The organism is Vreelandella neptunia, assembly GCF_022489065.1.
In the GTDB taxonomy this organism is placed as follows: Bacteria; Pseudomonadota; Gammaproteobacteria; order Pseudomonadales; family Halomonadaceae; genus Vreelandella; species Vreelandella neptunia_A.
Genome location: NZ_JAKVTW010000021.1, coordinates 58844 through 71458, shown reverse-complemented (window position 1 = coordinate 71458; position 12615 = coordinate 58844). Strand labels below are relative to the sequence as shown.

The 12615-nt window shown below is 48.4% G+C and carries 13 protein-coding genes; 4 read left to right on the top strand and 9 right to left on the bottom strand.

What is annotated here, in order from left to right:
• The 5 genes from MLE19_RS20230 to MLE19_RS20210 all read right to left on the bottom strand — a co-directional run.
• Window positions 1-551, bottom strand: a 551-nt coding sequence (locus MLE19_RS20230) for a hypothetical protein (RefSeq protein WP_240719996.1), incomplete at its 3' end; no start/stop codon positions are given.
• Window positions 552-1164: 613 nt separating this feature from the next.
• The gene (locus MLE19_RS20225) at window positions 1165-1902 is read right to left on the bottom strand and encodes a hypothetical protein (RefSeq protein WP_240719994.1); all 738 of its coding nucleotides are present in this window, start codon (window positions 1900-1902) and stop codon (window positions 1165-1167) included.
• A 94-nt stretch (window positions 1903-1996) separates the two neighbouring features.
• Entirely contained in the window at window positions 1997-2386 is a 390-nt protein-coding gene (locus MLE19_RS20220) for a hypothetical protein (protein WP_240719992.1), read from the bottom strand.
• Between the two features lie 86 nt (window positions 2387-2472).
• Window positions 2473-3030, bottom strand: a complete 558-nt coding sequence (locus MLE19_RS20215) for a hypothetical protein (RefSeq protein WP_240719991.1) — start codon at window positions 3028-3030, stop codon at window positions 2473-2475.
• Between the two features lie 362 nt (window positions 3031-3392).
• Window positions 3393-3614 (bottom strand): helix-turn-helix domain-containing protein, encoded by a 222-nt coding sequence (locus MLE19_RS20210; protein ID WP_176305033.1) that lies wholly within the window; start codon window positions 3612-3614, stop codon window positions 3393-3395.
• A 148-nt stretch (window positions 3615-3762) separates the two neighbouring features.
• Between MLE19_RS20210 and MLE19_RS20205 the strand changes: the two genes are divergently transcribed.
• From MLE19_RS20205 to MLE19_RS20190, 4 genes are read left to right on the top strand one after another with little or no spacing between them, the layout of a single operon-like run.
• A complete protein-coding gene (locus MLE19_RS20205) occupies window positions 3763-3999 on the top strand; it encodes a hypothetical protein (protein WP_113270533.1) in 237 nt (78 codons plus the stop codon).
• Window positions 3992-5155: a site-specific integrase gene (locus MLE19_RS20200; protein WP_240719990.1), complete on the top strand. Its 1164-nt coding sequence runs from the start codon at window positions 3992-3994 to the stop codon at window positions 5153-5155. The genes MLE19_RS20205 and MLE19_RS20200 overlap by 8 nt, the downstream gene beginning before the upstream one ends.
• A gap of 9 nt (window positions 5156-5164) precedes the next feature.
• A complete protein-coding gene (locus MLE19_RS20195; RefSeq protein WP_240719989.1) occupies window positions 5165-5485 on the top strand; it encodes a hypothetical protein in 321 nt (106 codons plus the stop codon).
• On the top strand, window positions 5476-5760 hold the full coding sequence (locus MLE19_RS20190) for a hypothetical protein (protein ID WP_240719987.1): 285 nt from the start codon (window positions 5476-5478) through the stop codon (window positions 5758-5760). The genes MLE19_RS20195 and MLE19_RS20190 overlap by 10 nt, the downstream gene beginning before the upstream one ends.
• Before the next feature lie 66 nt (window positions 5761-5826).
• Here MLE19_RS20190 and MLE19_RS20185 read toward each other — a convergent pair whose 3' ends face one another.
• From MLE19_RS20185 to MLE19_RS20170, 4 genes are read right to left on the bottom strand one after another with little or no spacing between them, the layout of a single operon-like run.
• Entirely contained in the window at window positions 5827-9213 is a 3387-nt protein-coding gene (locus MLE19_RS20185) for a tyrosine-type recombinase/integrase (RefSeq protein WP_240719985.1), read from the bottom strand.
• Complete coding sequence (locus MLE19_RS20180; protein ID WP_240719983.1) at window positions 9210-9512, bottom strand: hypothetical protein; 303 nt, start codon at window positions 9510-9512, stop codon at window positions 9210-9212. Before MLE19_RS20180 ends, MLE19_RS20185 begins: the two co-directional genes overlap by 4 nt.
• A gap of 35 nt (window positions 9513-9547) precedes the next feature.
• On the bottom strand, window positions 9548-11611 hold the full coding sequence (locus MLE19_RS20175) for a hypothetical protein (protein WP_240719981.1): 2064 nt from the start codon (window positions 11609-11611) through the stop codon (window positions 9548-9550).
• Window positions 11612-11626: 15 nt separating this feature from the next.
• Complete coding sequence (locus tag MLE19_RS20170) at window positions 11627-12016, bottom strand: hypothetical protein (protein WP_240719978.1); 390 nt, start codon at window positions 12014-12016, stop codon at window positions 11627-11629.
• Between the last annotated feature and the right edge of the window lie 599 nt (window positions 12017-12615).

Below are 12615 nucleotides of genomic sequence, written 5' to 3'. Positions count from 1 at the left end.
AAGGCAGCCTCAACCCTCTTGAGGTGATTCCTCGAGAAATCACCAATCAATAAGTCAAGGTTCTCTGTTCCCGGTAGCTTGTAAGGACCGGCAAGGTGACGAATGCCATGCAGATCTAGAGCTCGGACTTGCTCCAATGGTAATCCGGGGTCGGCCTCGAGTTGAGACGGCCCTAGTGGTTGCGAACCATCATTTTCGCCAAATCTCAATATCGTCTCGCGCGTTTCCAACTGTATCCCTTGATGAGTGAAGAGCAACAAGGGAAGACCGTGATCCGCAGCGGCAAGGAGCTCAGGAAACATGTAGGGCGAGGTTGTCTGAACTGACTCTCTACTTGGGAGAATGGCAACAACTCCCGAGCAGTCAGATACTAGGCTGTGAACCCTTTTCGTCCATGGTCTGTCGAACGGGTCATCGCGCTGGTAGTCATGGTGGTCTCCGACAACCGTTAGATTGGCATTTGCGAGGACTTTTACGACATGAGAAGACAGCGCCGCGTCCGCTTCGTGCCAAGACGTTGAGAGATAGACCTTTAGAGGATAATCTCTCATTCGCGCCTCAAGCTACGCCGACCAACAGTTATTAGACAGCCAGCACAAATATCCAGATGGAATACCTTACTTTTAAAGTAAATAAACACGCCCACAAGATCACCCATAAATCCTTATCAATGCCGCCGGTTCGTCTGCTGCTTAGGATCTCCAGCTACTGAACTATTTCCATCAGCATAGATTTACATTTCTCATTCGGCCACTTGCAGCAGTTTCTGCAATTTCTGCTTTGGGTCGTTAGCGCTTACTCATGAGCATTGCTTTTCGGCCAGGAGCGGTCATTTAGGCGTCACTGATATAGCGCTTAACGCCTTGGTTATGCGTAACCTGCTCTGGGCCTTTTCGTAGAATAGTTTTTCCCTGCATATAAAAGTTCACTACGGAGAATCTCTAACCCTTGATAGTAGGGTTTGATAAATTCTGTCCGGAATTTCGATTGCTTGTACTCACCCAGATAATCAAATGTCACGATTAGAAGCGTCGAAAGCGCCACGAACGCCGTTCTCATCTCTGTCCTCTCAATTTTTCACGTTCCGCATAACGCTTGCAGCATGCGCGCCCACGGAATGGAGCCGAAGGCGCAATGTAGTGGGCGTCGCTGTGCCTGCACTGGTTATGCGACCGGGCAGGCACTTAAAGTGTTCCCGAAGTAAAATTCTTGCGCAGAGGCAATGCTTTTCTTATTGATCTCAGCAACCTGATCGTAGGCCAATGACCGGTCCTCAAATCCTCCGGCATAGGCATATTTTGGTGATATTGGTATGAAGCAAAATTCGTGATAGCAGTCGGCTGATAAAAAGTCGCCATTGCCAGCGTACAGAAGTCCCCACCTCACTCCTCCAAGACCGACCATGATTTGGTCAATACCAATCTGGATTTGAGCTCCGGCCAACTGTCTGCTTGGTATTTGACCAAGCTCATTTACGTAACCTACATGCTTTTTCTCAAGTATTTCCTGCTCTTCTTGAGACAAGCACTCACCCGTTACGCCATTGAGTGGGGCCGCTGATGCACGTTCCAGATGAAACCTATGCCGCAAACGCCATAAGGCTAAATACCTCGAAATGGCGCGGTGGTCTCGATCAGCGAAACTGCGATGGTTATCGATTTGATCATGAAACTGGGATTCAATGCTTACCATATAGCCTCTCTCCGCCCTTTCATCCCAGTTTCTTTTTGCACAGAAAACCTTTGCCCTTTTCCTTCTTTTCAGTACCGCGCCAGAATTGAGATCGAAGACCTCAACGTATCCATCATCGTCCGAAAATTGATCGATCGCATGCGCGGTATGAAAGTGTTGGTCAACTGTGAGCTGAAGTGGATTACCTTTCCGAGGCTTCTGAAAGCTCAAATTTCACCTCTTACCGCATAACGCTTTTGTTTAGCGGCGCCCCGCTAGGGGCGTCCGGTGGAGGCCGCAGGCCGGAACAAACTATAACAACCGGTTATATCCATCCCATGGCTTCCTGTACCAAAGCTGTTCCGTAAGCCCAAATCACGGTGCCGACTACCATGAAGCCAACGCCGTATTTCTCATCAGCGAGGACTCCCAGGACCCAGCTTTCCATCTCTCTGCTGAGCGTCTTGGTACCCATCGGGCCGGCTCCCGCCTTGATATGATATTTGTCGATCAAAGGTATTTTGAGATGAAATGCCATCGTGTGTTTTATGTTCAAGAAAATACCGCAAATGGTGACTACTGCGCCTGCGCTGGCAAATAGGTCGTCCCTATAACCCCAAAATACAGTTGCACAGAAAGAAGCAACACATATCAGTATCGCTAGCACGAGCAGAAAACGACGATTAAACCAGAATGGGTGCTTCACATTCATCATAGGTGCTTACTCGAAAGCCAAAATCGATATAACGCCAGTGGTAATGGGCGCCAACGGAGCGCAGCGGAGTCCCGTTGACCACCTTGTTAGTGCTTTTCAAATTCCTTGGTTCGAATTTTTCGATCGATTTCACGCTCAATCGCACCAAGAGCATAAGATTTATTTCCTCCGTTAATTGACGCAATAACGGAGTTGTTGCAATTCTCACAAATAAAATCTGTACGACTCGTATTAGCTAAATAGTTACGGCAAGTACTGTCGTCGTAGACCAGAGTTGCCTCACAACGCGGACAAAAACACCAAAGGCCGGAGATGTTGTTATATGTCCAGCGCCATCGCCAGACAGCACCATGGATCACATCCTCGGTATAAGAGTGGAAATCCTTCTTACCCAAAATTTCACGCAAAAATAGTAATACTGTGACGAGCCCAATAAGGGCCATTACTGTTATGAGCACTATTGTCCAACCGAAGACTAGATGCTCGACCCAAAGAGCACTCCACAGACTGGTAATTCCTGACCATAACCAAGAGAAAAAGCTACTAACATAGCCTCGCACCGACGGAATGAGCATCAGAATAACGCCACCAACCACCGTGGCGATAACTCCGTTCCGAATACTTTTTGCCGAATTCTCGCTCATCTCTTACCTTGCACTAACAGCGTATTAGACGGCGCGTTCTATGATTGAATGAACGTGCTGGCACTTTTTTCAGGCAAATGCAGCTTGCCAGGCTCTCCCAAGGCTATGATTCTTTGGGCTATTAATTTCCGTTAGGCTATATAATCAAAATTCGCGCGCCTGCTGCATTATCCGGAATGTCCGCTCAGGGTCGTTATCTGACTCTATTATGTCTCCAGCGCAGGCTAGGCTAAGTTTACTCAATCGGAGTGCTTGGGTCACCTTGATCTAGCAAAAGGCCCGATCTAGCAAGCCTGAAAGGTTTTGCATTCCGAATCCCCGAGTTAAGCACCGTCTTTTACGTAGGTTGAACCAATTAGCATTCAATTTGAATCAGCGCCGTTATCTACCTGATACTCAAATAAGTCTCCCACCTGACAGTCAAAATACCGACATAACGCTTCCACAGCTTCAAGCTCTATTCTACTTGCTGTTTCGTGATATAGCCGTGTAACCGTTCCTCGGTTAATGCCGGTTTCACGGGCCACGTCGACGATTTTCAGTTTTCTCTCACCCATGATCCGAGATAAGTGGCACTTGATCATAATGTCTCCCTGTAGAATTATTTGATCTTCTGTAGAGCAAAAATGCTTGCAGATGGTCTCTTTTGGTCTATTATGTTCTTCAGGAGGTCATTAGGACCCTCTGGGATGCTTAATGAACTTCTAAGAACATATCATAAGGAGACCAAAAATGTCTTATTGCTACCTCACCACGGCAGAACTCGCCAAGCGCATCAAATACGATGCGCGCACTATTCGCGAACGTTTAAAAGATGAGGTGTTGTTAGAAGGTATTCACTACATTCGTCCATTTGGCGGCCGTAAGATTTTGTACCTTTGGGAGCCCATTGAGCGCGATATGCAATTGCATTCAAAGGAGGAAAGCATCGGTGTACCGATGGCTGGAGGAGGACTGTGCCATGGGTAGAGTTGCGGTCAGGAAAGAAACTAAGAAGCTGTTTTTTGACTTTAACTATCTGGGCAAACGCTGCCGCGAACAAACGTCACTAGATAACACGGCGGCTAACCGTAAGAAGTTAGAGCGAATCCTAGAGAAAATTGAAGCGGAGATTACGCTGGGCTCGTTTGATTATGGACGCTACTTCCCGGATAGCCCGCGAGCAAAGACATTAAGCAAACGGGCGCTGACCACCTTTGGAGGTTACCAAGCGACGCCATTACTGCGCGGCTTTGCTGAGACGTGGTTTGCGGAGAAAGAGATCGAATGGCGCGAATCACAGATCGTCACCGTGCAAGGATGTCTGGATCGCCATATCTTGCCAGCGTTAGGGCATAAGGAAGTCGGCAGCATCACCCGTGCAGAAATTCTTGAGTTCCGGGCGTCACTCGCCAAAGTAAATACCCGGAGCGGCAAGAAACTCTCTGCCAGTCGCATTAACCACATCATGACGCCATTGCGCATGATGCTGAATGAAGCCGCCGACCGCTATGAGTTTAGCTCACCGTACCGCGGGATTAAATCGCTCAATGTGCCACGCACCGATGTGGAACCGTTTTCCCTAGATGAGGTGCAGCGGATCATCAGTAACGTCCGAAACGATTTTCGTCAGTATTACACCGTGCGCTTCTTCACCGGCATGCGAACTGGTGAGGTTGACGGTTTGACCTGGGAACATGTGGATTTCTCTCGACGTCAGATTCTAGTGCATCAAGCGGTGGTGAACGGCAAGGTTGTGCCCACTAAGAACGATGGATCCTTTCGTGCGATTGATATGTCGCAGCCGGTCTTTGATGCCTTGAGGGCTCAGTTTGAAGTCACTGGGAAGACAGGTTTGGTCTTCACCACGCGCAAAGGCACCGCGCTATCGCATCATAACGTCACTAAGCGCGTCTGGTATCCGTTGCTAGAAGAACTGGGGATGAATAAGCGACGGCCTTATCAGACACGCCATACCGCGGCGACATTGTGGCTGGCGGCAGGCGAGAGCCCCGAGTGGATAGCACGCCAGATGGGCCATACCACAACGGAAATGCTTTTCCGTGTTTACTCACGCTTTGTGCCCAACCTAACGCGCCAAGACGGCTCTGCGTTTGAGCGCATGCTTAACCAGAAACGCGCTTAGGAGACGATGATGAAACAGCTCAATACTCTAAAATTGAACCGCGACGATATCGAACACACCCTGCGCGTCACGGCAGCCCACCAATCACAGCGCCGCCTTGAACGCCGCTTGGCAGAGTCCTTGGCCGCCGCTACCAGCTTAGCTTCTGGCTGCGCGCTCGTGATGTGGCTTGGTGATGGGCAAGAGAACAGCAACCTTGATGCGCTAACGACCTGGGTAGGGCGCACCCTTCAACAACTTGGCCTTGACGCTAATCGCCAAGCGATCCCGCATCTTCTCGCGGAATTAGAGCGCACGCTTTGGGCTTGGGAGGATCAAGCATGGCAGTAACACAGCCAGTGTCATCGAATAAAGCTGGGCGTGAGTTTGAAGGCGAGCTATATGTGGCCGGTGTTGAGGGTCCAGAGTGGTTAATGCAGCATCGGGTATGGTTGCTCTACTTGATTGGCCCCAATGGTAACTATCGCTTCTATCTCACCGACCGCCACTTAACGGGGCAGGGCGTGCCTAAAATGGGCCAACATGTTCAGGTGACGACCAAGTGGGCGCAATTTGTTAGCCAGAAGCTTTGTTTTATTAACGCGTACGAGGTGCTGAACAGCTAGGCTAATATCGTTGCTTAATATCCTACTTATCCCCACCCCTTATAATCTAAGCGGTGGGGATAAGTTTTAAGCGTCATTGCTAGGCAGGGCACCTTGATTCCCGATGGTTTCCTTATCGCCGTTGGTTAATGATGATGTCACTGACAGCTGCTCGTCGTCTCCCAGACCCAATACCAGCATCGTCATAAAGGCAGCGAAGCGCACGGCTTCCCATAAAGGTTGTTGGCGGTCTTTGTAATGCCCCCGCGTGATTTTTAGATTGGCATTCCCATGCCAGTAACGTGTTCGGCCAGAAGGCGAAGGCGTTGGAATCAACTCAATGCGCTCGTGGGGAATGTCGGTCGCATTGGACCAGTAGCGTTTGATGCTCTTTTCTTTGGCCGCCATCTCGGTTTCGACAACGAGGTAAACATGCTGAAAACAACGCAGCGGACGCAATAGTTCGCGGACACTGTTAATGGCATCAGCATTGGGTAGCTCGATCTGCCCGGTGCTACGTTGCATATGATTGCGTAACATCATTAGGCTTTCTTCCGCGATATCGGGCTGCGACTGATGCCAGTCGAGCAGGCGGTGAAAAAACTGTCCGGCCTCTCTTAGTACCGCTGGCTTGATAGGCGGTGCCATGCAGCGTTGAAGCTCTGGCATATAGATACGTTGCGATGCCACACGCCGAGAACGGTCATTGCGGTTATCTTCGCGACTAAACTGTTGATTGGTGCGTCGTGTTTTACGTTGCATCAATGCTTCGCCATGCTCCAACCAGAGATATAGCTGCTCAGGGTCGAGAACAAATCGGCTGGCTGTCCGTTGGATAGCGTCGCCAAGCGGTATCCCGTGCATCTCTTGTTGTTCGACAAGCCGCAGGCTTTGATAAATCGTCGTGGCTTCGGGCCAGTCGAATGAGGATTCCAAGAGGTTATCGAGCGGATTCTCGGTGGGCGGTTGATAGGGTTGCCATTCTTTCTCCAGAGGGTCATCTGCCAGATATGGCTGCCACTCATCCTGCATATATTGCAATAGCACGCCGGCTTGCGTCTGTCCTTTGAGCCCGCGACGGTTACGCCAACTGCTCAACGCTGTTTTAGTCGGAAAATTAAGTAGTGCGAGTTGTTGATCGATATTGAGGGTGGGGTTAAAACGTTCACGCAAGGCTTGCCCAAGTATCCAGTCGAGAGAATGGGTGTACGAGCTAAGCGTCTCATCGGGGCTTGCATGACCCGCCCAAAGTGCGAGTTGCCAAAGCCGTTTACGCGAAGGCCTGTCTTGAGGCGCAAGACCGGCTAAGGCCGAAATATCGGCATCGGTGTTCGGCATCGCTATATTGCGATGATCATCCAATACCCATGCGCGTGGTAGGAGTTCTCCATTAACTTGCTCCAATAGACGCAATAAAGTGAACGTCACGAAACTATGCCGCAAGTGATGGTAGCGAAGCGTATTGTCGCCACTGACCGTTTTTAAGGCAGTTTGTATCGGTTTAAAAAGTGCTTTATCTTCCAGAAGCAGTCGGCCATTGCCGCTGCGACAGAAAAGCAGTTGTTTAGTTACCTGTTGGGTAGTGATTTCCCCCTGGCGACGCTTTTGCCAATTGATGAGATCTTGTCGCTCATCTGGCATCAGTAGCCACAGCGGCAACCGTCGTGTTGCTGAATAGCTTTTGCCTTTTCGGTAGTCATTGGAACGAATGATGATCTCGCCATCGAAAGGATCGTTCTCAAACAGGTAAGCGACATCTTTTATCTGCAGCCCCGCGCACTCGCTGCGGCGGATCCCGAGACGGTAACCTAGTATCAAAGCAAGTTTTTGCATCGTGCGAAAGCGTTCGGGCTGCCGTGAGGTCTCAATCAACGCCAAGGAGCGGCGAAATTCGGCGGGAGTTATGATATTCACATCGACGCGCTGTTTTTCTGCATTGGCACCGTCGAAGTCGATGTGGGGGAGTGCGAAGGAATCAACGAGGAAATGATGAAAATCATTAAGACGATTTTGCATTTTCGCTCTGGAAGTGGGATTTTTAGCACTGTTTAATACGTTTTCATACAGCGCTTCCCACTGATCGGCACTGGCAGCTTGAACATCACCAAAGGTTTGACTGTGCACTACCAGCGGGCGTGCAATGGTCGATAAATATGTTTCGGCTGTGCTTGCGACAAGTATGGACTTAACTCGGCCACCTTTTAGCATCAGCTTTTTACACCAGTTGGCGAGCATCGTCACCATGACACCGTTACTGTTTGAAACAGCAAGGAAGGCGTTGATATTGTCGATTGCTTCACGCCTGCCCGTTTGTCCTACCAGCGAAGCTGAAAAGCATTTCTGCAACTGACGAAGCTGCTCTAGCTGGTCGGAAGGGGTAGTGCTGGCCTGGTGAGTGGTTTGGAAGTCGAGGTAGACGTCTTCGTCGTTGGTGTCGATTGAAGGGGCTATTAACACATTGCGGTTAAGCAGGCGCTGCCATGAGGACGGACGTAACGAGAGCGAAGCGTCGGCTTTGCTCGCGTAGTGTGTCAGTAACGGTGGCATATCAAGAGCCGACGCTGTTTTTGCCATCGTCAGCAGAGCTGAGATACTTGCTGGCAGTGTATCGACAGCAATGTGTTTGATATAAAACATCAGGCACTGCTCGACAGGCACCAAGCTTTTAGAAGCGGTTCTTGGCCATGCGTTGCCTATATTCTGGTAGGTGTTTAGGAGTAACAATTGGCTCATCGGACTCAAACATAGTCGCCGGTAGTGAAATCGCAGCTCTTTTTCGATCGGTGTCTCAGAGGGTGATTTCGAAGACAGGTTATTAACAGATGCTTCGTCTTGTTCCCTTTCTTCTTCGCCTGCATTAGTCGACTGAATGCAGTCCGCTAACGTGAGAAACCCTGTGCCTGGAGCAAAAAAGATGCCTTGTTCAAACGCCTGAGGCATCTGCTCAAGGTAACGCTTATTTAGCAGAGCACCTTCACGAATCAACTGAAATAGCCATCGTCCCACCAACCATTTATGCAGCGCATTGCTGCTAAGATTTTCCACACTAGACATTGCGTCATGTGCTTCGACGAGGGCATCCCAACGATGTAGGTCTGAGAACGAAGAGGTGGTAACCGTTGGAGGCTTACGGGCGACAGTGACCAATGGACTCGGAATCGTCACACGCCATTTCAGCTTTTCATGGCCATTTTCCAAGCCTCTCACTAAAAAATTGTGCGTTTTGCGCAGTGCCTTGGGCGGCGTGTTTTGGTGCAGTGCCTCAAACACGGCAGAGGTATCTGCGTCTGAAAAAGAGAGGTTCGGTTTGCCTTTAATTACACCCGGCACCTTTTGTTCCAATGTTTCGAGAATGCCCATCAGAAATTGATACCGGTCACGATCGCGCTGATAGCGACGTTCTTCTTGGCCGTCGTTTGCCTTTTTTTGGGGTCGAAGCAGTCGCCATCCTGACCAGAGAGTTTTTTCACTCACAGCGCCGCTCCTTTTAATGCCTTCCAGCCTTGTTGCACCATCAAGGGCTGTATAACTGAAGCGATAAGGTGCTGATATTCTCGTGGGCAAAACGTCGAGTAGCTAGCCCATGGCTCTTGGCCTGAGTCCCAATGACCCATAAAGGCATCGACAACCTCCGACGATAAGTCACTCTCTTTTAATCGCGTATGCAAATAATGCCGATTGATATTTAAAGGCGGGGAGTCGATCCACTGCAAATGGTCATGTAGCCGGGTTGGAGTGACTTCTTTTGGATTACCGTATTGATCCAGGAACATGAACGGCGTATTCCACTGGTGTTGGAGAAAGAACGTTAAGCGGCCAGGCCAAGAAGACCCTGGCGGTGGCGTTGATAGTGCTGGAGCTGCTCGACTATAAGGCTAGTCAGTGGTAAAAACCGCGCATGGCTTTGTTGATCGTCGGTTTTGTCGGCAATGATGATCATGCGCCGCGATAGCGAAATGTTCTCCCAGTTTGGCAGTGGGTCACGAACGCTTCGATACCCTGTCGAGAACATCAGCATGGCCACGGTATATGCCACGTAGGCATTGTGCATGTTGAACAATGTGGCCGGCCTTGCCCCCTTTTTAGCTACCTTAATCTGCTGTTGCATATTAGTAACAAGATCGCTTACGTATGCTGCTCTGGGTACTAGATTAGAGCCCACATAGTTGGCTGTATCATAGCGGGGGGTAGCGTATGCGATAGCTTGGGAGGGCTCAGCTTCTGATGACGGATCAGTAGAACATTGCCATGCGATGGCCTCCATAGCTCGGATATAGAGCTGTTCAAGTCGTTTCACGTGCGGCGCATAATAATAAAGAGACGCTTGCTGACCGAATGAGGGAACTCGTGCCGTTAGCAAGCAAGCCGCTGTTAAATCAGCATCACCGTGGTTGAGCGTATTAAAAAGGTGGACACCCAAGCGATGGGCGGTTAACCGCGACCCAGTTTGTCGGTTAGTGTCAGAGAGCAGTGCTTTCGTCTCATTCTTCAGCTCTTCCCGATAATCTTTTGGAAACAGTGGCATAGAGCGTTTATTAACTCTTACCGCGAGGTGGAGTACTTTTAGCTTTATGAGCCGCCAAAACATTGGCGGAACGGGCAGCGCTAGACGATCTTGTGTAATGCGCATATGAACCGGCCAATCTCCTGTCAACTGGCGACTATTTTCTGGTCGGTAAACCCCTGATACCCAATACGCTAACTCACTGGGTAAAACGTAAATTGTTTGGTCGGTAATGACCTGTGGGATCCACTCAAAGTGTTTGATTACCTGTGTGTTCAGCACACTGTCGAGACTACGCCCTGTCATTAATAACAGCCCGACCACACACTTAAGCCATTGACGCAGAGAGGGTTTCTTTTGCTCCAATTGCAGCATTAACTGGTGCAGGTCAAAAGCACTCAACTGCTCCCAGCGCCCTGGTAGTAGTTGGGCAGCTTTATCCTGAAATATTTGTTGGCTGCGTGCGCGAAATACGGCCTGTAACGAGCTGTCACCCTCCGCTGCTTTAATCGGGGCGTCATTTTGGGTCAGCTCAGTGGCCGGACGCTCCTCCACGGTAGATAAACCGGAGGTACGCAGCGTATCTTTTGTTTTTTCGTCTATATCGGGTGGAAGTGTGATAGCTGAGTTGGCTGTTTCGCGCCAGCTTTCATCAGGGTCATCATCGAAGTGGCGCTTGCGATGTGCTATTGGCGCTTTTTGGAGTTCATCAGAGCCAGTTTCTTGATAGCCGCGTCGTGGTTGCCGACGATTGAGGGCATAGGCAAAAAAACGGGCTAATTCTTTGATATAGCCTTCTTGTTGGCTCTTATCATTATCCCCGATAAAAGCATCGCAGCGCTTGTACAAAATTTCCGTTGATTGATTTGGCGGTGATAACAAGAACAGCCAATCGTCATCAATGCGGCGGACCACTTTGCATGCAGATTCAAGATTTTTAAGGTAAGTCGTTTGTTTGAGGCGTTTATTGCGTTGTTCAAAGAAATTATCGCTGGATTCAGCAGTTTGCATATCTTTACGCCACTGACGCGCAGCATTAATGATGTGGGCGAGCAGGAGCAGGCGTTCATTAAGCTGTGCTATATCGTCGCGTTTTTTAATGAACTGATATAAAACACCATGAATAGGGTTTGAACCATGAATCCCTTTCTCGCCATGGCCTGGCTGTGATATCAGCGATAATTGACTACTGTTGAGTCCCTCTGCTAGCGCTAAAAGCCCCAATGAATCCCAGCAATCCTTACCTATGTTAGCAACGTGTGTGCAGACCAACGGCAGTAAAGCCTGAATTTTTTCAAAAGCAAAATAGTCTTTACGGGGTTGAATCAGTTGCTCTAAAAGCGCATTAAGCTCCTCATTGTTTATCATGGTTTAACGTCCCCTTTAAAAATCTCGTCTGTTGATGCCAACGGCCTCACAAAAAGAAGATTTACTGTTGAATTTTTCAGACAAGGTCATTAATGCTATGGGATCAGAAGAGGCTAAGTTTTCCCATAACGACATGATGTAGTGAGATAACTCTTTTGGAGAAATCGCATGGCACGTTTCTGCTGATAGCGCTAACAAAAGTGCTAGGGAATCTGTGTTTTTACTGAGTGGTGCATCAACGAAAGTGACTCGAATTTTTTCGCTCTCGGAAAGACAGCGTTTGGCGATATAGAAAGGAAACAGGTTAGCAATACATAAGAGTTGAGTTCTATTATTACCCATTTTATTCTCATAAACTATCGGAGGATGCTGAAGTATATAGGTGTTTATTGCCTCTTCAGACATGCAATGCACGTCTCGTAAGAGCGGCGAGCGAGCTAAAAATATTCGTAGAGCAGAGGCCGTTAAATGGCGACTTACTTCAATATGAGATAATGGAACCCTTCTTGAACCACAGTCTTGGAGCATTAAAATACCTGTATTAATAATTTTAAAAGTACTCTAGGGTAACTAGGCGATTCAGTTTTTAGGATATGTTCTCTTTATTTTTACCACATTTTTTGATTAGCGCAACCCCTGGTTGAAAAAAATTAATATAATTTTAGAGATAGATTATAGTGGTGGGTAGGTTTTTAAGTTATTATTTTTTTTATTTAAAAAATAATAGTATTCAATTATTCTGGTTTCTTTATTATTATAGTATGCAATTATTTTAAATAAATCTAAGCTGTATTTTCTAAGGTAATGTAAGAGTTCAAGCTGCTTAAAGAGTTTGATTTTTAACTCACTTATTGCGTGCCAAGCAGCACGTCACAGAGCACTAAAAAAATCTTTTGGATCGCTCGCTTATGATACTCGGTATGCTGAGCTGGGCTTTGCAGAAAAACACCGCTAATGAAGGCAATTTCATGCTTTCGGCGATGATAGATGTTACAGGCCGATAA

What these genes read in the sequence shown, in the direction of transcription:
- MLE19_RS20205 (WP_113270533.1), top strand. Translation starts at nt 3,763, where the DNA reads ATGTCTTATTGCTACCTCACCACGGCAGAACTCGCCAAGCGCATCAAA.
- MLE19_RS20220 (WP_240719992.1), bottom strand. Translation starts at nt 2,386, where the DNA reads ATGATGAATGTGAAGCACCCATTCTGGTTTAATCGTCGTTTTCTGCTC.
- MLE19_RS20175 (WP_240719981.1), bottom strand. Translation starts at nt 11,611, where the DNA reads ATGATAAACAATGAGGAGCTTAATGCGCTTTTAGAGCAACTGATTCAA.
- MLE19_RS20195 (WP_240719989.1), top strand. Translation starts at nt 5,165, where the DNA reads ATGAAACAGCTCAATACTCTAAAATTGAACCGCGACGATATCGAACAC.
- MLE19_RS20200 (WP_240719990.1), top strand. Translation starts at nt 3,992, where the DNA reads ATGGGTAGAGTTGCGGTCAGGAAAGAAACTAAGAAGCTGTTTTTTGAC.
- MLE19_RS20190 (WP_240719987.1), top strand. Translation starts at nt 5,476, where the DNA reads ATGGCAGTAACACAGCCAGTGTCATCGAATAAAGCTGGGCGTGAGTTT.
- MLE19_RS20215 (WP_240719991.1), bottom strand. Translation starts at nt 3,030, where the DNA reads ATGAGCGAGAATTCGGCAAAAAGTATTCGGAACGGAGTTATCGCCACG.
- MLE19_RS20180 (WP_240719983.1), bottom strand. Translation starts at nt 9,512, where the DNA reads ATGTTCCTGGATCAATACGGTAATCCAAAAGAAGTCACTCCAACCCGG.
- MLE19_RS20210 (WP_176305033.1), bottom strand. Translation starts at nt 3,614, where the DNA reads ATGATCAAGTGCCACTTATCTCGGATCATGGGTGAGAGAAAACTGAAA.
- MLE19_RS20170 (WP_240719978.1), bottom strand. Translation starts at nt 12,016, where the DNA reads ATGTCTGAAGAGGCAATAAACACCTATATACTTCAGCATCCTCCGATA.